Annotated in this window: 23 protein-coding genes; 10 read left to right on the top strand and 13 right to left on the bottom strand. The window is 63.7% G+C overall.

Features of this window, described 5'->3' with window-relative positions:
* Window position 1: 1 nt before the first annotated feature.
* Window positions 2–403, bottom strand: a complete 402-nt coding sequence (locus ACROUL_RS15805; protein ID WP_431300410.1) for an OB-fold nucleic acid binding domain-containing protein — start codon at window positions 401–403, stop codon at window positions 2–4.
* 130 nt (window positions 404–533) lie between these two features.
* Between ACROUL_RS15805 and ACROUL_RS15800 the strand changes: the two genes are divergently transcribed.
* Window positions 534–857: a 2Fe-2S iron-sulfur cluster-binding protein gene (locus tag ACROUL_RS15800; protein ID WP_431300409.1), complete on the top strand. Its 324-nt coding sequence runs from the start codon at window positions 534–536 to the stop codon at window positions 855–857.
* A gap of 15 nt (window positions 858–872) precedes the next feature.
* Here ACROUL_RS15800 and ACROUL_RS15795 read toward each other — a convergent pair whose 3' ends face one another.
* Together ACROUL_RS15795 and ACROUL_RS15790 are read right to left on the bottom strand one after the other, a co-directional pair.
* Window positions 873–1,283 (bottom strand): hypothetical protein, encoded by a 411-nt coding sequence (locus ACROUL_RS15795; protein WP_431300408.1) that lies wholly within the window; start codon window positions 1,281–1,283, stop codon window positions 873–875.
* Between the two features lie 8 nt (window positions 1,284–1,291).
* On the bottom strand, window positions 1,292–2,494 hold the full coding sequence (locus ACROUL_RS15790) for a pyridoxal phosphate-dependent aminotransferase (protein ID WP_431300407.1): 1,203 nt from the start codon (window positions 2,492–2,494) through the stop codon (window positions 1,292–1,294).
* A 106-nt stretch (window positions 2,495–2,600) separates the two neighbouring features.
* Here ACROUL_RS15790 and ACROUL_RS15785 point away from each other — a divergent pair, with 106 nt between their 5' ends.
* Window positions 2,601–2,876: a succinate dehydrogenase assembly factor 2 gene (locus ACROUL_RS15785; protein WP_431300406.1), complete on the top strand. Its 276-nt coding sequence runs from the start codon at window positions 2,601–2,603 to the stop codon at window positions 2,874–2,876.
* Window positions 2,877–2,968: 92 nt separating this feature from the next.
* On the top strand, window positions 2,969–3,466 hold the full coding sequence (locus ACROUL_RS15780; protein WP_431300405.1) for a MarR family winged helix-turn-helix transcriptional regulator: 498 nt from the start codon (window positions 2,969–2,971) through the stop codon (window positions 3,464–3,466).
* Between the two features lie 25 nt (window positions 3,467–3,491).
* Here ACROUL_RS15780 and ACROUL_RS15775 read toward each other — a convergent pair whose 3' ends face one another.
* Together ACROUL_RS15775 and ACROUL_RS15770 are read right to left on the bottom strand one after the other, a co-directional pair.
* Window positions 3,492–3,929: a DUF1178 family protein gene (locus ACROUL_RS15775; RefSeq protein ID WP_431300404.1), complete on the bottom strand. Its 438-nt coding sequence runs from the start codon at window positions 3,927–3,929 to the stop codon at window positions 3,492–3,494.
* A 104-nt stretch (window positions 3,930–4,033) separates the two neighbouring features.
* Window positions 4,034–4,531, bottom strand: a complete 498-nt coding sequence (locus tag ACROUL_RS15770) for an NUDIX hydrolase (protein WP_431300403.1) — start codon at window positions 4,529–4,531, stop codon at window positions 4,034–4,036.
* 167 nt (window positions 4,532–4,698) lie between these two features.
* Between ACROUL_RS15770 and ACROUL_RS15765 the strand changes: the two genes are divergently transcribed.
* The 7 genes from ACROUL_RS15765 to neuC are packed head-to-tail and all read left to right on the top strand — an operon-like array spanning window position 4,699 to window position 11,062.
* Window positions 4,699–5,214, top strand: coding sequence for a glutathione peroxidase (locus ACROUL_RS15765; protein ID WP_431300402.1), 516 nt, complete (start codon window positions 4,699–4,701; stop codon window positions 5,212–5,214).
* A complete protein-coding gene (locus tag ACROUL_RS15760) occupies window positions 5,211–6,338 on the top strand; it encodes an acetoin utilization protein AcuC (protein WP_431300401.1) in 1,128 nt (375 codons plus the stop codon). The genes ACROUL_RS15765 and ACROUL_RS15760 overlap by 4 nt, the downstream gene beginning before the upstream one ends.
* Window positions 6,335–6,877 (top strand): RNA 2',3'-cyclic phosphodiesterase, encoded by a 543-nt coding sequence (thpR, locus tag ACROUL_RS15755; RefSeq protein ID WP_431300400.1) that lies wholly within the window; start codon window positions 6,335–6,337, stop codon window positions 6,875–6,877. Before ACROUL_RS15760 ends, thpR begins: the two co-directional genes overlap by 4 nt.
* Before the next feature lie 51 nt (window positions 6,878–6,928).
* Window positions 6,929–7,957 (top strand): N-acetylneuraminate synthase family protein, encoded by a 1,029-nt coding sequence (locus ACROUL_RS15750; RefSeq protein WP_431300399.1) that lies wholly within the window; start codon window positions 6,929–6,931, stop codon window positions 7,955–7,957.
* The gene (locus ACROUL_RS15745) at window positions 7,954–8,745 is read left to right on the top strand and encodes a glycosyltransferase family 25 protein (protein ID WP_431300398.1); all 792 of its coding nucleotides are present in this window, start codon (window positions 7,954–7,956) and stop codon (window positions 8,743–8,745) included. Before ACROUL_RS15750 ends, ACROUL_RS15745 begins: the two co-directional genes overlap by 4 nt.
* Window positions 8,746–8,780: 35 nt before the next feature.
* Entirely contained in the window at window positions 8,781–9,944 is a 1,164-nt protein-coding gene (locus ACROUL_RS15740; RefSeq protein ID WP_431300397.1) for a rhamnan synthesis F family protein, read from the top strand.
* Window positions 9,941–11,062 carry a UDP-N-acetylglucosamine 2-epimerase gene (neuC, locus tag ACROUL_RS15735; protein WP_431300396.1) on the top strand — a complete coding sequence of 374 codons (1,122 nt, stop codon included), beginning with the start codon at window positions 9,941–9,943 and terminating at the stop codon, window positions 11,060–11,062. Before ACROUL_RS15740 ends, neuC begins: the two co-directional genes overlap by 4 nt.
* A gap of 3 nt (window positions 11,063–11,065) precedes the next feature.
* Here the strand turns inward: neuC and ACROUL_RS15730 are convergent, their stop codons facing one another.
* The 8 genes from ACROUL_RS15730 to ACROUL_RS15695 are packed head-to-tail and all read right to left on the bottom strand — an operon-like array spanning window position 11,066 to window position 18,874.
* Window positions 11,066–11,857, bottom strand: coding sequence for an SDR family NAD(P)-dependent oxidoreductase (locus ACROUL_RS15730; protein ID WP_431300395.1), 792 nt, complete (start codon window positions 11,855–11,857; stop codon window positions 11,066–11,068).
* Window positions 11,854–12,549 (bottom strand): cytidylyltransferase domain-containing protein, encoded by a 696-nt coding sequence (locus ACROUL_RS15725; protein ID WP_431300394.1) that lies wholly within the window; start codon window positions 12,547–12,549, stop codon window positions 11,854–11,856. The genes ACROUL_RS15730 and ACROUL_RS15725 overlap by 4 nt, the downstream gene beginning before the upstream one ends.
* Window positions 12,546–13,496, bottom strand: a complete 951-nt coding sequence (locus tag ACROUL_RS15720; protein ID WP_431300393.1) for a Gfo/Idh/MocA family protein — start codon at window positions 13,494–13,496, stop codon at window positions 12,546–12,548. Before ACROUL_RS15720 ends, ACROUL_RS15725 begins: the two co-directional genes overlap by 4 nt.
* Window positions 13,497–13,523: 27 nt before the next feature.
* Complete coding sequence (locus tag ACROUL_RS15715; protein WP_431300392.1) at window positions 13,524–15,008, bottom strand: amidase; 1,485 nt, start codon at window positions 15,006–15,008, stop codon at window positions 13,524–13,526.
* A complete protein-coding gene (locus ACROUL_RS15710) occupies window positions 15,005–16,033 on the bottom strand; it encodes an extracellular solute-binding protein (RefSeq protein ID WP_431300391.1) in 1,029 nt (342 codons plus the stop codon). Before ACROUL_RS15710 ends, ACROUL_RS15715 begins: the two co-directional genes overlap by 4 nt.
* A 34-nt stretch (window positions 16,034–16,067) precedes the next feature.
* Window positions 16,068–16,871, bottom strand: coding sequence for an ABC transporter permease (locus ACROUL_RS15705; RefSeq protein ID WP_431300390.1), 804 nt, complete (start codon window positions 16,869–16,871; stop codon window positions 16,068–16,070).
* Window positions 16,864–17,775 carry an ABC transporter permease gene (locus ACROUL_RS15700; RefSeq protein ID WP_431300389.1) on the bottom strand — a complete coding sequence of 304 codons (912 nt, stop codon included), beginning with the start codon at window positions 17,773–17,775 and terminating at the stop codon, window positions 16,864–16,866. The genes ACROUL_RS15705 and ACROUL_RS15700 overlap by 8 nt, the downstream gene beginning before the upstream one ends.
* Window positions 17,776–17,779: 4 nt before the next feature.
* Window positions 17,780–18,874 carry an ABC transporter ATP-binding protein gene (locus ACROUL_RS15695; protein WP_431300388.1) on the bottom strand — a complete coding sequence of 365 codons (1,095 nt, stop codon included), beginning with the start codon at window positions 18,872–18,874 and terminating at the stop codon, window positions 17,780–17,782.
* Window positions 18,875–18,885 lie beyond the last annotated feature (11 nt).

Here is an 18,885-nt window from a genome sequence, read left to right as displayed (position 1 = left end):
TTCAGGGTTGGTCGCCGGCGCGAACGCCGTCGAAGCGGAAGGCGGGGTCAAGCAGCCGGTCGAGCATCGGTGACAGGTCTTCGATGAGTTCGGCCACCACATGCACCACGCCCGCCTCGCGTTGCAGCCGCCCGGTGACGCGCAAGAGCCGCCCGGCAATCACCGCGCGGCGGAAGCGTTCGTAGACCTTGGCCCAGACCACGACGTTGCAGGTGCCGGTCTCGTCCTCAAGCGTGACGAAGATCACGCCTTTGGCCGTGCCGGGCCGCTGGCGCACCAGAACCAGCCCCGCGACACAAACCCGTGCGCCGCCAGGCGGTTCGTTCAGCCGGGCAGCCGGCAGCGCCTGCGGCGGGCGCGGCCAGCGCGGCGGGCTGCGATCAGCCTGGGTCGGGGGTTCCACGCGACATCCTTTTTTGTTCCTGCTATGTTCTAGATCGGTTACGGCGCTTTGCCAATGGCGGGGCGGCCGCAGCCTCTGGCAAAGCGTGCGAACTTCGCCTATGTCGGGGCGACAGCTTCAGGGGACGACGATGGCGAAGATCACTTACGTGGAACATGGCGGCAAGGAACATGTGGTCGAGGTCGCCAACGGCCTGACCGTGATGGAAGGCGCGCGCGACAACGGCATTCCGGGGATCGAGGCCGATTGCGGCGGTGCATGCGCCTGTTCCACCTGCCATGTCTACGTCGATCCGGCCTGGGTCGGAAAGCTGCCGAAGAAGGACAGCATGGAAGAGGACATGCTGGATTTCGCCTGGAACCCCGATCCGGTGCGGTCGCGCCTGACGTGCCAGTTGAAAGTTTCGGACGCGCTGGACGGGCTGCGTGTGCAGATGCCGGAAAAGCAGATCTGAGCCAAACGGGCGCGGCTACTCGGCCGCGCCTTTCAGCAGGCGGTCGGATTTCTTGCGCACCAGCGTGCCACGCAGATCGTGCATTGCGAGAAGCAGGGCATCTGTCACCGCCTCCAGCTGGTCATCGGTGGCGCGCGACTGCGCCCACTGCGTGGTGAGGTTCAGGTGGTCAACCGTGCGCAGGATGTCATCGACGTCGCGAGCGGCCAGTTGCGCGACACGGGCGTTGAGCCAGTCGTCGATTGCCGCAAGGTCGGGCTCGGACAGCACAACATCGCCGTGTGGCCTGACAGAGCCGTTCTTGACGTTGACGGTGGCGATCTCTTCCAGCTCGATCCGGCGCTGGCGGTTTTCGGTTTCGACCCGAAACACCACCGCACCGTTTTCGCGCACCCGGAAGTAATAGTCCGGCAGGTCGCCCGCCATGTTTGCCCCTATTTCAACGCCGCGCAAAACCGCTGGATGCGGGCGCAAGCTTCGCGCAGAACCTCGTCGGCAGTAGCGTAGCTTACGCGGAAGTTTGGCGATAGCCCGAAGGCCGCGCCGAACACCACGGCGACGCCGGTTTCTTCCAGCAGGGCAGTTGCGAAGACCTCGTCATTGGTGATGACGGTGCCGCCGGGGGTCGCCTTGCCGATGCAGCCCGAGATGTCGGGGTAGACGTAGAAGGCGCCTTCGGGTTTCGGGCAGGTGATGCCTTCTGCGGCGTTCAGCATCGACACGACCAGATCGCGTCGGCGCTGGAAGAGCGCGCGGTTCGGGGCGAGGAAATCCTGCGGGCCGCTGAGAGCCTCAAGCGCAGCATACTGGCTGACCGAGCAGGGGTTCGAGGTGGACTGCGACTGGATCGTGCCCATCGCCTTGATCAATGCCACGGGGCCAGCGGCATAGCCGATGCGCCAGCCGGTCATCGCATAGGCCTTGGAGACGCCGTTGCAGGTGAGGGTGCGGTCGTAAAGGCCGGGTTCGACTTCGGCCGGGGTGCAGAATTCGAAATCGTCGAAGACGAGGTGTTCGTACATGTCGTCGGACATCACCCAGACGTGCGGGTGGCGCATCAGCACGTCGGTCAAGGCCTTCAGTTCGGTGCGGGTGTAGCCCGCGCCGGTGGGGTTCGAGGGCGAGTTGAAGATGAACCACTTGGTCTTCGGGGTGATCGCGGCCTCAAGCTGTTCCGGGGTCAGCTTGAAGTTCGTGTCGATCCCGCATTCCACGGCGACGGGCGTACCGCCAGCCAGCAGCACCATGTCGGGGTAGGACACCCAGTAGGGCGCTGGGATGATGACTTCGTCGCCGGGGTTACAGGTGGCCATCAGCGCGTTGTAAAGGATCTGCTTTCCACCGGTGCCGACCGAGACTTGCGCAGGCGTGTAAGTAAGGCCGTTCTCGCGCAGGAACTTGGAGCAGATCGCGGCCTTCAGTTCGGGAATACCATCGACGGGTGTGTAGCGGGTCTTGCCGGCGTCGATCGCGCGCTTGGCGGCTTCGCGGATGTTTTCCGGGGTGTCGAAATCGGGTTCGCCCGCGCCGAGGCCGATCACATCCTTGCCTTGGCTTTTCAGCGCCTGCGCCTTGGTCGTCACCGCGATTGTGGGCGAAGGTTTGACCCGCGCCAGCGTGTCGGACAGGAAGGCCATGAGGTGCATCCTTTTAAGGCAGGGTGGAAGTGCGGGCAGGGTGGAGTTTCGTCGCGCCCTGTCTTAGGGTCCGCGCCGAGAGGGTTCAAGCAGGATCAGGTGGCGAATGGACGAGACGGCTGATGCGCGCCTGAAGCGGTTGTCGATGCGGTCATGGCGGCGTGGGACCAAGGAGATGGACCTTGTGCTGGGCCCGTGGTCAGACGTGCATCTGGCGGGGCTGGGGCCGGATGATCTGGAGACCTACGAGGTTCTGCTGGCCGAGAACGATCAGGATCTGATGGCGTGGATTCTGGGGCAGGGCGCGGCACCGGCGGCGATTGCGCCCCTGCTGGGCCGGATCGCCACCTATGCCAAGGACAGGCTGACGCGGCGCGGCTAGCGGGCGCTTGGCCTTTCGCCAAAAAACCGCATCAGTTTACGAAATGTTTTCTCTTTGTGCTGATTCTACCCCTGCTTTTGGGGAGACCGCACATGACAAATAACGCTTCCTTGCTTGACGGATCGCAGAAGGCTTTCCTCGGCTGTTATCTTGACAACCTTGCGCTGGTGGAACGGCTGCACCGGCTGCTTCTGGATGTGATCAAGGATGACTTCGAACGTATAGGGATACTTGAGATCAATTCAGTGCAGGCGCTGCTGTTGTTCAACATCGGCGAGAACGAGGTGACGGCGGGCGAGTTGAAATCGCGTGGCTACTACCAGGGGTCGAATGTCAGCTACAATCTGAAGAAGCTGGTCGATCTTGGCTACATGCACCACCAGCGGTCAGAAATCGACCGCCGTTCGGTGCGGGTCAGGCTGACGGAAAAGGGTCGCCGGGTGCGGGGACTGCTGTCCGACCTGTTCGCCCGCCATGCCGAGGCGATGGAGCGGCGGCAACTGATCGACGCCTCCGGGATGGATGACATCAACACATCGCTGAAGAGGATGGAGCGGTTCTGGACCGAACAGATCCGGTACATCTATTGATCGTCGTGGCAGGCGTTGCAGGGGGTCAGTTGACTTTTCGGCCCGGCAGGAACGGCAAGGGCGCCACCGGCACGCCGTCCTCGATCAGCTTCTTCGCCTCGTCGGGCTTCGCCTCGCCGTAGATCGCCCGTTCGGGCACGTCGCCGGCGTGCATGCGCCGAGCCTCCGCGACGAAGTTCATGCCGACGTATTCCGAGTTTTCCTCGATCTGCCGCTTCAACTCGGCCAGCGCCGCCTCGACACCGGAGCCGGGTTCGGACAGCGGCCGCTGACTGGCGGGCGTCGCACCTGCGTTTCGCGCCGGGCGGACGGTGGGGGCCATGAGGTCTTTCGATACTTTGGTCGCGCCGCAGACCGGGCAGGCCAAGTGGCCGGCCGAATACAGGCTTTCGAAAGCGGTCCCGTTCTGGAACCAGCTGTCAAAGCCGTGGCCGGCGTCGCATCTGAGGGAGTATCGGATCATCCCGGTTCCGCCTTGGTCGGTGTCACCATAGCTAAGTGTCCGGGCTGTGGCGTCAATGCCCTAACGCGGAACGCGACATCCTCGCCCTACCTTGTCCGCAGGGTTCAGTGGCCGCCATCCGGCCCGATCGGCGCGGCCCGGCCTTCGGGCGCTGGGGTGAAACCGGCGATCAACCGGGCCAGTTCAGGCTCGTCCACTGAGGCGGCGGCTTCGGCAGGTTCAAACCAGCGGCGGGTGCGGACCTTTGCTTCGGGGAACTTGTCGGCAAGACTGTCGACCTTGACGCCGTAGACCGCCACGGCACAAGGCACCACCGCCTCGGGTGTCAGGCATTTCATGTAGCCGAAACGACCAAGGCAGACCGGGTTCACCTGACCGCGTACGCCAGCCTCTTCCCACGCCTCTTGCGCCGCCGCAGCCTCTGGCGCGCGCCCGGTCATCGGCCAGCCTTTCGGGATGACCCAGCGCCCGGTTTCACGGCTGGTGATCAGCAACACCTCGACCGCCGCGCCGTTGCGCCGCCAGCACAGGGCGCCATACTGTATACGGGCATCTTGCGCGCCCTTGGCACCACGTGCCACGATCTTGTCCTGCCTGCTCATTTACAAAACCCATACGGCCGCCTGTTTGCCAGGTCTGACCCCTGCTCATCCACTCAAACTGCAATGTAACATAAATTTCCCATGTTTCACAGGCTTTTCCCGGATATTTGACCGATCCGCCCCGCGGATTATATCAGATGCTCATGGACTGGCCGAGGGCACCCGAAATGCGACTTATTCCGCTTATCTTCTGCGCACAGATTATCTGCCTGCCCGCCTTTGCCGGCGGGTTCAGCTTTGCGTCGATCGACGGCGGGAAGATCGACCTGGGCGACTGGGCGGGAAAACCGGTTCTGGTGGTCAACACCGCGTCGCTTTGCGGGTTCGCCGGGCAGTACGACACGCTGCAGGCGATGCACGAGAAGTTCGGGCCGCAAGGCGTGCTGATCCTTGCGGTGCCATCGGACGATTTCAATCAGGAGTTGGACGACGAGGCCGCAGTCAAGGATTATTGCGAGGCGAATTTCGACCTGACCCTACCGATGACCGAGATCACCAAGGTCACGGGGGCCGCCGCCCATCCCTTCTACGCCTGGGTTGCCGCGGAGGTTGGGTTTACCCCGGCGTGGAATTTCAACAAGGTGCTGCTGGCGCCTGATGGCAGCGTTGCGGGAACCTGGGGCTCGGTGGCGGCACCGGACGGCCCGGCGATTGCGGGGCGGATCGAGGCGATGCTGCGGTGACAGGGACGCTGCGCACCGCTGAAGACGCGATCTTCATCGGGGCCGAGATCTACCGCACGTCATCTTACGGCAAGGCGCATCCGCTTCGGGTGCCCCGGGTTTCCACGGTGATGGACCTGTCGCGCGCCCTTGGCTGGTTGCCGCCGGAGCGGTTTCGCGCCAGCCCGCGCGCCAAGCCTGCCGCGCTGGCGCTGTGGCATGACCCTGACTACATTGCGGCGCTGCAGGCGGCCGAGGCGCTGGGCGAGGCGACCGACGAAATGCGCGCCCGCTATCATCTGGGCACCCTTTCGAACCCGGTGTTTCCCGAGGTCTTTCGTCGACCTGCCACCGGTGCCGGCGGGGTGATGCTGGCGGCGGAACTGTTGGCGGCGGCACCTGGGGCGATCCATGTGCCGGGCGGCGGTACGCATCACGGGCTGCCAGGCAGGGCAAACGGGTTTTGCTATCTGAACGATGTGGTTCTGGGCATCAAGGTGATGCTGCGGGCTGGTCTGTCGCGGATCGCCTATGTCGACCTCGACGCGCACCATTGCGACGGCGTCGAGGTGGCCTTTGCCGGCCACCCCGCGGTGCGGATGATTTCGGTGCATGAGGAGGGCCGCTGGCCCTTTACCGGGGCGGTTTCGGAAACCGGGGGCGGCAGTAGTTTCAATCTGCCGGTGCCGCGCGGGTTCAACGACAGTGAGATGCGGGCGGTTCTGGACGGGCTGATCCTGCCACGGGTGGAGGAGTTCCGGCCTGATGCGCTGGTGTTGCAGTGCGGAGCGGATTCGTTGCTGGAAGATCCGCTGTCCCGCCTTGCCCTTTCGAACCGGGCCTATCTGGAGGTTCTGGCGGGCCTGCAGCGAGCCGCGCCGCGGTTGCTGGTCTTGGGCGGAGGCGGTTACAATCCCTGGTCGGTGGGGCGGCTTTGGACGTTGATCTGGGGCCATCTGTGTGGACGAGAAGTGCCAGACCGGCTGCCCGCCGAGGCCGAGGCGGTGCTGCGCGGCCTTGGCTGGAACGGTGGGTCGCGGCCATTGCCGGGCGAGGCGATGCTGACCACCTTGCTCGATCCACCGCGCGAGGGGCCGGTGCGGCCCGAAGTTCGCGCCCGTCTGGCCGAGTTGGAGCGGCGATGATCCGGGCCTTTGTCGCGATCAGCCTTCCCGACGATGTGCGCTCCCTGCTGGCGGTGCAGCAGTTCCTGATGCCACTGCCGCGCAAGGTGGACCCGTCGCTTTTGCACCTGACGCTTGCGTTTCTGGGCGAGGTGCCGGGCGATGCACTGGAAGCAGTGCATGACCGGCTTGCCGCGCTGCGGGTGCCGGGGTTTGCCTTGCGACTGCGCGGCTTTGGTCTTTTCGGCGGCGAGCGGCCGCGGGCGTTCTGGGCCGGCGTGGAGCCGAGCGAACCGCTTGCCCATTTGCAGGGCAAGGTGGCGCAGGCCGCGCGACAGGCGGGGTGCGAGGTGGAGGCGCGGCGCTTTGTGCCGCATGCCACCTTGGGCCGATTTCCGCCGCCCGGCCCGACCCGGACGATGCGGCTGGAGCGCGCCGTGGTAGAGGGCGCTGGGTTTGTGGCCGGACCGTGGGACGTGACGGATTTCTGCCTGCTGCAAAGTCATCTTGGTCCGAAAGGGCTGCGTTACGACGAACTGGCGCGCTACCCGCTTTCTTGACAACCGCGGGGGGGTCATGCAGCAGGAAGCGAGCCTGACAGGAGAGTTTGCATGAAGATTGCCCACCGTGAGATCGGACCGAACCACCCGCCCCTGGTAATTGCCGAGATCGGCATCAATCATGGCGGCGATCTGGCAGTGGCCAAGGAGATGGTTCGGCTGGCCGCAGGCGCGGGATGCGAGATGGTCAAGCATCAGACCCACATCATCGAAGACGAGATGACCGAGGAGGCGAAGTCGATCTTTCCGCCCAACGCGGACGTGTCGATCTGGCATGTGATGGAGCGTTGCGCGCTGTCGCTGCATGAAGAGACAGAGCTGAAGCGCTATACCGAAAGCCTTGGGATGATCTGGATTTCGACGCCGTTTTCGCGGGCGGCGGCGGATTTCCTCGAAACGCTGGACGTGCCGGCCTACAAGATCGGGTCGGGCGAGGCGGACAACCTGCCCTTGATCCGGCACATCGCGCGCAAGGGCAAGCCGGTGATCCTGTCGACGGGAATGCAGACGATCGAGACGATCCGCCGGTCGGTCGCGATTCTGGACGAGGCGGGGATCGAGTATGCGCTGCTGGAATGCACCAACCTTTACCCCTCGCCGCCCGAGATCGTTTCGCTGCAGGGGGTGAGCGACCTGCGCGCTGCGTTCCCGCGCGCGGTCGTGGGGTTTTCGGACCATTCCATCGGGCCTGAAATGGCGCTGGCCTCTGTCGCGCTGGGGGCCTGTATCCTGGAACGGCACTACACGGACACGCGCTATCGCAAGGGGCCGGACATCATCAACTCGATGGACCCGGCGGAACTGCGGTTCCTGATCGACCGCAGCCGCGAGATTCATACTGCACTGCACAACCCCAAGCAGCGCACCGAGGCGGAAGAGCCGGTCTACCGCTTTGCCCGCGCCTCCGTGGTGGCAGACCGCGACCTGCCCGAAGGCCATGTGATCACGGAGGCCGACATCTGGGCGCGGCGGCCGGGGTCTGGCGAGATCGCGGGATATGATTTCGACAAGGTGATCGGCAAGCGGTTGCAGCGGGCAGTGACACGGAACACCCAGCTGAAGTGGGGGGATCTGGGGTGATCCTCACGCGCGCCGACATGGGCACCTGGTTGATCAACCTGCCGCGATCAACCGAGCGGCGCGACCGGATGCAGGCGCAGTTGCAGGCAGTCGGGCTGGACTACACGCTGTTTGATGCGGTGGACGGGCGGGCCAACTGGGCGCAGCTTGCGGACAGTGTCGATTTGCCCGCCTTTCGCGCCAATGTCGGGCGTGAGGTTCTGCCGGGGGAAATCGGCTGCTACCAGTCGCATCTGGCGGTCTGGCGTGCTCTGATCGCAACACCGCACAGGGTGGCATTGGTGCTGGAAGATGATGTGATATTGCACGACAACTTTCTGCCCGCACTGGATCTGGCGCTGTCGCACGCCGACCGTTGGGATTTGCTCAAGCTGAACAAGATCCGCGCCAAATTGCCGATGGGGCAGGGCGCGGTCGGGCCGTATCGGCTGACTGCATTTGCGGGCAGTTTCACCGGTATGGGCGCCTATCTGGTTTCCCGTGAGTGCGCCGCGCAGCTGCTGCCCGGCCTCTTGCCCATCCGGCGCCCGATCGACCACGCGCTGGACCGGGTCGACCTGCGCAGCTTTCGCCATTTCGCGCTGCTGCCCTTTCCCAGCCATGTCGAGGATGGCAACAGCAGCACCATCACCGGCAGCGGCTTTTCCGAAGTGAAGAAATTCCCCTGGTATCGCCGACTGTCGGTGTATCGGAACCGGCTTGGCGCATTGATCGGCAAGGGAAGCCATCTTTTGCTGGATCGCATGGGACGAGCGCTGGCCACCCGCAGCACGCGACAAGACAGGTAACACTTGTATCGTTGCAAAGAAATTCAGGGGGCGCGATGATCCCTGCATGGAAACTCCGCCGCGAGATGCGTCGGTTGTCGCATCATATCAGCAGCCTGCCAAAGAGGATCGCCTCAGTCCCGAGCAAGCTGAAAGAGCGGCGGGAGGTCGCGACATATGATCGGGATTTTGACCGGCTGGTGCAGATCACACATGGCGATCAGGTGGCGAAGACCAAGTACGCAATCTTCTTGTTGTATCAGCCAAAAGCCGTCCCGAGATCCGTCTTCCTGACGTTGGAATACCTTGTCGACCGTGGCTATGCCCCGCTTGTCGTCATCAACGGATCAGTTGCGCCTGAGCATATTCCAGCGTTGCGCCGCCGTTCGTGGTTGCTGGTTCAGCGCGGCAACATCGGGTACGACTTTGGCGGGTATCGCGACGGACTGAGAGTGCTGCGGGAGCGCGTGGACTCGCTTGAGAGATTGATCGTCATGAACGACAGCGTCTGGTTCCCCATCGGCGGCGATCCTGTCAGCACACTTGAAGACCGTCTGGACAATCAGGATCTGGATGCCGTCGGGCTCAATCAGGATCAGAAGGCAACTTCCAAACCCGACGGAAGCGCCGAGTTCGAAGACCGGCAGATCGAATCCTATTTCTATTTGTTCTCCGCTCGGCTCTGGGCCTCGGACACGTTCCGCGACTTCTGGCAATCCTACCGGATGTCCAGCGACAAGAAATACACCATCAAACATGGTGAAGTGGGCTTTTCAAAACAGATGATGGGGGCGGGCCACCGCTTTGCGGGTTTGATGCGACGTTCGGATTTTCTTGGGCAGATCGACCGGTGTTCGGCAGATTTTCTGCGGAAGGTCTTGACCTACGCCGCCTATGCAGATGCCGATTACGCTCAGGTCCGCGACGATCTGCTTGCCCGCTATGACGAAAGCGAAACCTGGCGGCAAGATGCTCTGAAACACATCCGCAGATATGCCCTGCGCCGCCCGTTCAATGTCAGCTTTTGCGTTGCTTCGGATCGGCTGGTTGGCACGACGTATATGAAGAAGAACTCGCAGACCTATTTCCACGACATGCGGGTGCAATACCTCCGCGCGGTCACCGATGGGGCCATTGCATCGCCTGATCCCATCATCCTTGAAGAAATACAGGCACTTGTGGCCAGCCATGACCCAAGAACAGCGGAGCGAACCTTGTGACCCGTTCCATCCTTTTCCTTACCGGCACCCGGGCCGATTTCGGCAAGCTTGAACCGCTGGCCTCGGCGGCGCGGGATGCGGGGTTTGGCGTGTCGTTCTTTGTCACCGGCATGCACATGCTGGACCGTTACGGGCTGACCAAGCTTGAGGTGCACCGGATGGCAGGGGTTCAGGTCCATGAATTCCTGAACCAGCGTCCGGGTGACGCGCAGGATATCGTGCTGGCAAAGACCGTGATCGGGTTTTCGGACTATGTGACCGAACATCGGCCCGACCTGATCGTGGTGCACGGCGACCGGGTGGAGGCGATGGCCGGGGCGCTGGTCGGGGCGACGAACTATGTCCGTTCGGCCCATGTCGAGGGAGGCGAGGTGTCGGGCACGATCGACGAGGTGTTCCGGCACTGCAACACCAAGTTGGCGCATGTGCACTTCGTGTCATCAGATACGGCGGCGCGGCGGGTGATGGCGCTCGGGGAACCCGAGGAGACGGTGCATGTCATCGGCTCGCCGGAACTGGATTTCCACTCTGGCCCGTCCGGGGTGAGCTTGGGCGAAGTGAAGGCGCGCTATGGCATCGGGTTTGACGACTACGGCATCGCGGTGTTCCATCCGGTTACGTCGGAGGCGCCCGGGATGGGCGCGCAGGCGCGCGCGCTTTATGGGGCGCTGGCGGCGTCGGGGCGGAACTTCGTGCTGATCGCGCCAAACAACGACCCTGGGTCGGAGGCGATTTTCGAGGTGATCGAAGCGCTGCCGAAGGACCGCTTCCGGCTGATCCCGTCGATGCGGTTCGCGCATTTTTCGGAATTGATGCGTAAGGCGGCCTGCATGGTGGGGAATTCGAGCGCCGGGGTGCGGGAGGCGCCGTTCCTTGGGGTGCCGTCGCTGGACGTGGGCACGCGGCAGACCAACCGGGCCGAGGCGCCTTCGGTGGTGGCGTGCAAGGCTACGGACACTGCGGCGATTGCGCGGTTTCTGGACCAGCATTGGGGCCAGCGACACCCTGCACACCACGGTTTTGGCGCTGGCACTGCGGCGGAGCGGTTTGTCGCGGTGCTGTCGCAGCCCGGGTTCTGGGAGCGCGGATTGCAGAAAGCGTTCCGCGACCCGGGCTGAGGCTTACCAGCCGCTGAAGCCGCCATCGACGTTGACCAGTTGTCCGGTCATGTAGCCCGCCTGCGTTGAACACAGGAACAGCATCGCATCGGCGATCTCGTCAGGTTTTGCCATTCGATTCAACATGATGAGATCTCCGACCCGGCGCTGGAATTCGTCGGAGTGATTGTTGAACACAGCACCCGGGGCGATGGTGTTGACCGTGGCCTGACGCTTGGCCCAGTAACCCGCGAGCCAGAGGGTGAGGCCGTGGATGCCGGCCTTGGTGGTGGAGTAGGCGGAGAAGCTTTTGAACGGCATGCCTTCGTAGATCTGGTGGTGGGGGCCGTTCAGGGCGTACATCGAGGCGACGTTGATCAGCGTGGCGGGCCATTTTCCGACAATGTCGCGGTCCATCTGGCGGGCGATCATGAAGGCGCCGGTCAGGTTGGTGCGGAGCGTGCGGTCCCAGTCCGAGACCGAGGTGTTGGCGAAATCGGGGAAGGGTTTGCCCGCACCCATCAGAAGCTCGCCCGTGATGGCGGCGTTGTTCAGCACCACGTTGGGCTGCCAGCCATCGGCAAGGATGCGGGCGAAGATTTCCGTCACCTGATTTTCGTCAGCGACATCAAGGTCGTAGAAGCGGAAGCTCGCGTTTCCTTCATGCGCCGCTTTCAGGGCGTCGGCGCGGTGGCCGGGGAGGTCGGAGGCGATGACGCGAGCGCCTTCGGCCAGCATCCGGCGCACGTAGGTGGAGCCGAGCACGCCGCCGGAGCCGGTGATGAAGATCGTGCGGTTGGAAAGCTGGTCGGTCATGCGCGCTGGGCCTCTTGCATCAGGAATTCCACTAGGCGGAAGTCGAAGGGGGTGTCGATATCGACGCAGCGTTCCGGCGGCATCAGGTAGGGGATCACGCGCCCCTCCCACAGGCCCTTGGAACGCTTGAGATAGGCAGGGTTGACGACGTAGGTCGAAGCGGCGTGTTCGTAGACGGTGGGCGCCTGCTGTCGCGCGACCACGCCTCCGGGCAGGGGTTTGGAGACATGCAGCGCGCCGGTAGCATCAGGTTCGACAAGGTTGAAATATGGATTCTTTCGCGCCTCGCAGCAGCTCATAACCATGTCAGGATGTTCGATTTTGTAAAGTCTTAACGCTTCGTCAATGTCTTGCGGAAGGCGCAGGGGGGAGGTGCAGTCGAGGTCGAGAAAGGCGTCGACAGGGCCGATGATCGCCTCGGACGCCTCGAGCGCGTGTTGCCAGACGCCCCATTTCCCGGCCGTGTCGGTGGCCAGATGCGCGGGGCGGAGGCCAATTTTCAAGGCGCCTTTGGCGATGGCGTGGGCATAGATTTCCTCGTCATCGGTGGAGACGACCACGGCGTCGACGTTCGGGTTGGCGAATAGTTGGTCGAGTGACCAGTCGATCAGGGGCTTGCCGTGAAGCATGCGGAAGTTCTTGCCGGGCACGCCCTTGGAACCTTTGCGTGCGCCGATATGGCCGAGGATCATGCGATGTCCTTCGTGGTCTGACCGATGAAATTCCGTGTCTGCCAAGCGTCTGCAATGTGTATGGCAGGTGTATGGCAAAGATCGAGGCGGGGAAGGTGTTCGACGTCGGAAACCGGGTGGCCTTGGACCAATGCGAGGAAGTCGCGCATGGCCGATAGGAACATCTGGTTGCGTTCGAGTGGCAGGTCGTAAGTCACGGGGCCTGCGGCGGTGGTGGTGATATAGCGCTGGGCCGCGAAGTCGAAGTCGTGCATCCGTTCGGTGCCGCGCAGAAGTGTGCGTCGGTGAAGTTTTGGGGTGAGGTAATCCATCGCGACTTCGCCCACGAGGCCGTCGCGGGAAAGGCTGATGCGGCTGGCCATGTCGACGCCGGGGTAGGCGGGGTGGCCGAGGCTTTCGACGGCGGTTATGGCAAGGTCGGGGAAGAGGCAGACGGCCATGTCGATCTCGTGGCAGAGATCTAGGAGGACGCCGCCGCCGAAGGCTTGCGAGGCGTAGCTTTCGGAGAAGCGCCAGTTCGCGCGCCATTGGGTGACGTCATGGCCAATGGAGAGGTTGAACTGGAAGATGTCGGAGAGGTCCTGGTTCGCCAGCGTGCGGAAGGCGGGGTGGTAACGCATCATCACCCCGAGCATCGAGCGGTGGGCGATAGGTTCGGCGACGGTCAGGATGGCGGCCACGTCCTGCGGGCGGAAGGCGAGGGGCTTTTCGATGTAGGCGGGGACGCCGGCGGCGGCGCACGCCTCGATCAATGGCAGGCGCAGGTCGGTGGCGGTGGCGATGACGGCGGCGTCGACGCCAGCGTGGAGGCGGGCTTGCAGGGCCGCGACGGAGAACTCGCGCCACGAGATCAGTTCAGAGACCGCGCCGAGGGTTTGCAGGTTTTCGTGGTGACGCCGCCCGATCGAGCCTGCCCCCAGAACGATGACCCTCGGTGCGCCTGACATGCCGTTCCCTGCCCGTTTTGCGATGGGTTAGCGCGGATGGGCGTCGATTGCCAGAGGCGGGCGATGGGTGGGCCAATCGGTGGCGAGGTGGTAGGCCTGACCGATGGCGAGGATATGGGCATCGGCACCGGAGCGGCCGATGATCTGCATCCCCATCGGCAGGCCGTTCGCGCCAAAGCCGGTGGGCACGGAGAGGGCGGGCAGGCCGATCAGGCTGGCGGGGATCACCACCTCCATCCAGCGGTGGTATGTGTCCATCGCGGTGCCGTTGATGGACCCAGGCCAGCGCCAGTCGATCGGGAAGGGCCAGACTTGGGCGGAGGGGAGGACGATGGCGTCGTAGCGGTCGAACAGGCGGGCGGCGTGGGCGAACCAGCGGGAGCGGATCACGCTGGCGGCGTAGACTGCGTCGGCGGAGAGGCCGAGGCCTTGTTCGATTTCCCAGATGGTTTCGGGTTTCACCTGAGCGCGGTGAGCGGGGTTTTCGTAAAGCGCGCGCTTGGCGTTGGAGTTGAGCATGGCGCGGAGCGTGGTCCATGCCGTCCAAAGCTGTTCCGCGGGGAAGGGCGGGGCGAGGGGGTCGACGGTTGCGCCGAGGGATTGGAGGACCGCGAGGCCCGCTTCGCATTGGGCGAGGATGCCAGGTTCCATCGGGTAGGCCCCGCCCCAGTCGCCAAGCCAGCCGATGCGCAGGGCGCGCGGGTTGGTGGTGAGCCGGTCGGCGAAGGATTGCGTAGGCCGGGGGAACGGGGTTTCGGGGTTTTCGCCTGCGAGGGTGTCCAGAAGGCGGGCGAGGTCTTCGATGGTGCGCGCCATCGGGCCTTCGGTGGAGAGGGTGGAGAGGAAAGTGTCGCCCTCGGCGTCTTGCGGGACGAGGCCCCAGGTGGGGCGAAAGCCGTAGACGTTGCAGAAGGCGGCGGGGTTGCGAAGGCTTCCCATCATGTCGGAGCCGTCGGCGACCGAGAGCATGCGGCAGGCTAGCGCAGCGGCAGCCCCGCCGGAGGAGCCACCGGCGCTGCGGGTCGCGTCGTAGGGGTTGCGGGTGACACCGTAGACCGGGTTGAAGCTGTGGCTGCCCTGGCCCCATTCGGGCGTGTTGGTCTTGCCGATGAAGATGCCGCCCGCCGCGCGCATCCGGGCGGCGATGAGGGCGTCGGCCTCGGGAATGTGGTTTGCGTAGAGGGGGGAGCCCCATGTGGTGCGCAGACCCTTGACGGCTGTGAGGTCCTTCACCGCGAGGGGGATGCCGTGCAGCCAGCCCTTGCGTGGCGCGTCGTCCAGCACGCGGGCTTCGCGCATCAGGGCGTCGGCGTCGCGCAGAGCGACGATGGCGTTCACGGCGGGGTTGGTGTCGGCGATGCGGTCAAGCGTGGCCTGCATCAGATCGGACGGCGCCAGCGTCCGCCCGGCGATCATTTGCGAAAGGGTGGTGGCCGGGAGGTCGGTCAGGGTCATCGCGGTGCCTTGGAAGAGTGTGCGGGGGCCGTTGCCGGCCCCGCGCGGGATCGTCATTTCATCAGTTCGGTCCAGATGGCCGTGTTGTATTCCTGCGCCTTGGCAGAGCAGGTCGGGATGAACTGTCCCGCGGCCTTGAACTCTTCGGGGATGACCACTTCGGGGGCGGTCTTCATGTCGTCCGGCATGAAGGCGTCAGACCCGGCGATGCCGTTGCCGTAGCGGGCAAAGGCCGAGAGGCCGGCTGCATTTTCCGGGTCCATGATGAAGTTCATGAACTTGTAGGCCTCTTCGACGTTCTTCGCGTCAGACAGAAGGGCGACCGAGTCCATGAACAGGACATAGCCTTCCTTGGGGTAGCCGAACTTGACGTCGGGGTTCTTCAGGCGCGCGCGCATGACAGCGCCGTTCCAATACATGGATGCGGCGACGTCGTTGGTGGCAAGCTTGTCTTCCATGCCATAGTCCATGCTCATCCAGCTGGGCTTGGCAGCCATCAGGACATCGCGGACCTTCTTCAGCACTTCGGGGTCTTCCGAGCACAGTTCACCGCCGACGTAGAGGGTGGCCATCGAAATGGCGTCCATCATCTCGGGCGTGACGTTGATCTTGCCCTTCAACTCCTCTGGCGGGTCGAGGAAGATCGCCGAGGTGTTGATGTCGCCCTTGTAGACCGAGGTATTCACGCCAACGCCGGTGGAGCCCCACTGCCACGGAACCGACGACACGCGGCCGGGATCCCACGACACGTCCATCCACTCGGGTGCGATGTTCTTGTGGTTCGGCAATTTGCTGAGGTCGAGCGGCTGGATCAGGCCTTTCTCGAGAAAGATCGGGATGAAGCTGTTTGACGGAACGACGAGGTCGAAGCCGCTGCCACCAGCCTCGATCTTCGCCAGGGCTTCGTCATTGCTGGCATAGTCGGTCACGGTGACCTTGATGCCGGTCTCGGCCTCGAACTTGGCAAGAACTTCCGGGCTGGTGTAGTTGCCCCAGTTGTAAAGCTGCAATTCGCCTTCGGCGTGGGCGGCGGCGGCCGCGAGGATCATCGCCGACGCAAGGAGGTGTGGTTTCAATCGCATTGCTGTCTCCGCTGTTGGGATCGGTTTGTGCGGTTCAAGTCCGCTTTCGGGTTAGAAAAAAGAACATGGTAAGCAACAACAAGGTAAAGCCCAGAAGGACGGTGGCGATCGCGTTCACGTCGGGTTTGGTGCCGCGCCGCAGTTGGCCCAGCATGTAGGTCGGCAAGGTATCCTGCCCCCCGGACTTGACGAAATTCGTGATCACCACGTCATCGAGCGAGACGACGAAGGCCAGCATGGCACCGGCAATGATCGCGGGCAAAAGGAGCGGCAGGGTGACATACCGGAGGGTGGCCCAGGGCGAAGCGTAGAGGTCGGCGGCCGCAGTTTCGAGCGAGAGGTCCATACCCTGCAGGCGCGCCTTGATCGGAAGGTAGGCAAATGGGATGCAGAAGGCCGAATGTGCGAGGATCAGGTAGATAAGCCCCTGGTATCCTGTGGCCACCTTGATCGCCGCGACAAAGATCAGCAGCGAAACCGCCGTAACGATATCAGGCACGATCAGGGGCTGGTTGATCAGAAGTTCCACCGCCCCCCTGCCCGGAAACGACTTTCGGCGGGTGGTTCCGATTGCGGCCATCGTGGCAAGCGTGGTGGCGATCAGCGTCGCGCAGCTTGCCACGGTCAAGGACCGCAAGGCCGCGTCCTGAACGTCGCCGTTGGACCACGCAACCTGATACCAGTGCAGCGAAAAGCCCTGCCAGTCCGACACCGACGTTCCCGCGTTGAAGGAATAGATGACCATCGTCACGATAGGCAGGTAAAGCGCCACGAACACCACGATGGCGATGGTGCCAAAGCCGGGCTGGCGAACGGCTGAAAAGCTGCGATCAGCCATTGTTGGCCCCGCGATTGGCGGCACGAGTGTAGAAAAAGAGCGCCGTTCCCACCACAAGCAACAGGCTGACGGCCATAGCGGCGCCAAGCGGCCAGTTGCGCCCTTGGCCAAATTGCAGGTCGATGAAGTTGCCGATCATCATGTTCTTTCCGCCGCCGAGGATGCGGGGAATCACATAGGCCCCGATCGAGGGGGTGAAGACAAGGATCGACCCGGCCACGATGCCCGGCTTTACGATGGGCAGGATCACCCGGCGCAGTACCTGCCACCTGGTCGCATAAAGATCGTAGCCGGCTTCCAGAAGACGCATGTCGAACCGGTCAATGGCGGCGTAGATCGGCAGCACCATGAACGGAAGGTAGACATAGGCCATCCCGATGAACACCGCCGTGTCGGTGTAGATGATCCGCAAGGGTTCGGAGATCAGGCCGGCGGACAGAAGGACCGTGTTCAGCAGACCCTCTTGCCGGATCACCTCGTTCACCGCGAAGGTCCGGATCAGAAGGTTCGTCCAGAACGGGATGGTGATCAGGAACAGCCAGAGGACGCGGGTTTTCGGCGGCTTGGTCGCAATGAACCATGCGGTCGGAAACCCGATCAACGCGGTCAGCGCCGTGGTCATCAGCGACAACTTCAGCGACCGCCAGATGATTGTCAGGTGGGCATCGGCCAAGGTGTAGACGCCGGGATCAAAGATGTCTTCTGACCACAGGATGCCGCGCCAGCCATCCCAGCTGAACGTCCAGACGACATTGCCGTATTCGCCGGGGCTGAGGAAAGAATAGACCACCATGATCAAGAGGGGCCCGGACGCTGCAAGAAAAAGCAGGGCAAGCGCCGGCAACGACAAGAGCCAGCCGTTGCGGGCAGAGCGTTTGCGCAGGGCGTCTTCGGCGGCGCTCATCTGGTCAATCCTCCAGCACTTGCGCGGCACCGGGGGCAAAGCGCAGGCCAACGGCGGTTCCGGGCTTGAGGCGCGCCTCGTCGGTGCCGCTTTGCAGGCGGGCGACGACTGCGGTGCCATCGGACAGGGCAAGGTGGAAATGTGTGTCGGTGCCGAAGTAGACGAGGTTCTTGACGGTGGCGGGAATGGCGCCGGCTTCGCCTGCCGGGACGATGCGGACCTGTTCGGGGCGGATCGCCAAGGTGACGTCGCCCGAGCGGGTGGTTGCAGCCTCGATCACCGCGCCCGCGCCGATGCGGACGCCGCCGGGGACGGTGGCGCCGGGCAGGAAGTTCGTGTCTCCGATGAAACTGGCGACGAAGCGGTTGACGGGGGTGGTGTAGATTTCCCGCGGGGTGCCGACCTGTTGCAGTTTGCCGTGCGACATGACGCCGATGCGGTCGGACATGGTGAGGGCTTCTTCCTGGTCATGCGTGACGAAAACAAAGGTGATGCCGGTTTCGGTTTGCAGGCGTTTCAGTTCGATCTGCATTTCCTTGCGGAGTTTCAGGTCGAGCGCTGAGAGGGGTTCATCCAGCAACAGCACCTTCGGTTGCGGGGCCAGTGCGCGGGCAAGAGCGACGCGCTGCTGCTGTCCGCCGGAAAGCTGGCTGGTCTTGCGGGTGGCGAGCGCCTCCAGCTTGACGAGGGCGAGCATCCGTTTGGTGGTGGCGTCCACTTCGGCGGCGGGGCGGCCCTGCATTTGGAGGCCAAAGCCGATGTTCTGCGCGACCGTCAGGTGCGGAAAGAGGGCGTAGCTTTGAAAGACGGTGTTGACCGGGCGCTTGTTCGGGGGCAGGGCGGAAATGTCGGCGCCGTCGAGCAGGATCTGGCCTTCGGTCGGCATTTCGAACCCCGCGATCAGGCGCAGGAGCGTGGTCTTGCCGCAGCCGGAGGGGCCGAGGAGGGTGAAAAACTCGCCCTTGCGGATGTCGAGGGACACGTCGTCCAGTGCGCGGACGGCGGCATCGCCGGCACCGAAGGCTTTGACGACGTTACGGACGGCGATGGTCACCTGAGCGGTCAACGGTGGCAAGCTCCCCTGGCGGTATTTGATCATATTGCGGGCGG

Source organism: Tabrizicola sp. BL-A-41-H6, assembly GCF_050632395.1.
In the GTDB taxonomy this organism is placed as follows: Bacteria; Pseudomonadota; Alphaproteobacteria; order Rhodobacterales; family Rhodobacteraceae; genus JAUYQR01.
The sequence above is the reverse complement of the archived record's forward strand: the minus strand, read 5'-3'. Positions and strand labels throughout refer to the sequence as shown.

Coding starts and splice junctions, on each gene's coding strand:
- ACROUL_RS15770 (WP_431300403.1), bottom strand. CDS start 4,531: ATGAGCAGGCAGGACAAGATCGTGGCACGTGGTGCCAAGGGCGCGCAA.
- ACROUL_RS15790 (WP_431300407.1), bottom strand. CDS start 2,494: ATGGCCTTCCTGTCCGACACGCTGGCGCGGGTCAAACCTTCGCCCACA.
- ACROUL_RS15725 (WP_431300394.1), bottom strand. CDS start 12,549: ATGATCCTCGGCCATATCGGCGCACGCAAAGGTTCCAAGGGCGTGCCC.
- thpR (WP_431300400.1), top strand. CDS start 6,335: ATGATCCGGGCCTTTGTCGCGATCAGCCTTCCCGACGATGTGCGCTCC.
- ACROUL_RS15710 (WP_431300391.1), bottom strand. CDS start 16,033: ATGCGATTGAAACCACACCTCCTTGCGTCGGCGATGATCCTCGCGGCC.
- ACROUL_RS15765 (WP_431300402.1), top strand. CDS start 4,699: ATGCGACTTATTCCGCTTATCTTCTGCGCACAGATTATCTGCCTGCCC.
- ACROUL_RS15705 (WP_431300390.1), bottom strand. CDS start 16,871: ATGGCTGATCGCAGCTTTTCAGCCGTTCGCCAGCCCGGCTTTGGCACC.
- ACROUL_RS15775 (WP_431300404.1), bottom strand. CDS start 3,929: ATGATCCGATACTCCCTCAGATGCGACGCCGGCCACGGCTTTGACAGC.
- ACROUL_RS15730 (WP_431300395.1), bottom strand. CDS start 11,857: ATGACCGACCAGCTTTCCAACCGCACGATCTTCATCACCGGCTCCGGC.
- ACROUL_RS15780 (WP_431300405.1), top strand. CDS start 2,969: ATGACAAATAACGCTTCCTTGCTTGACGGATCGCAGAAGGCTTTCCTC.
- ACROUL_RS15695 (WP_431300388.1), bottom strand. CDS start 18,874: ATGATCAAATACCGCCAGGGGAGCTTGCCACCGTTGACCGCTCAGGTG.
- ACROUL_RS15800 (WP_431300409.1), top strand. CDS start 534: ATGGCGAAGATCACTTACGTGGAACATGGCGGCAAGGAACATGTGGTC.
- ACROUL_RS15750 (WP_431300399.1), top strand. CDS start 6,929: ATGAAGATTGCCCACCGTGAGATCGGACCGAACCACCCGCCCCTGGTA.
- ACROUL_RS15720 (WP_431300393.1), bottom strand. CDS start 13,496: ATGTCAGGCGCACCGAGGGTCATCGTTCTGGGGGCAGGCTCGATCGGG.
- ACROUL_RS15740 (WP_431300397.1), top strand. CDS start 8,781: ATGATCCCTGCATGGAAACTCCGCCGCGAGATGCGTCGGTTGTCGCAT.
- ACROUL_RS15700 (WP_431300389.1), bottom strand. CDS start 17,775: ATGAGCGCCGCCGAAGACGCCCTGCGCAAACGCTCTGCCCGCAACGGC.
- ACROUL_RS15795 (WP_431300408.1), bottom strand. CDS start 1,283: ATGGCGGGCGACCTGCCGGACTATTACTTCCGGGTGCGCGAAAACGGT.
- ACROUL_RS15785 (WP_431300406.1), top strand. CDS start 2,601: ATGGACGAGACGGCTGATGCGCGCCTGAAGCGGTTGTCGATGCGGTCA.
- ACROUL_RS15715 (WP_431300392.1), bottom strand. CDS start 15,008: ATGACGATCCCGCGCGGGGCCGGCAACGGCCCCCGCACACTCTTCCAA.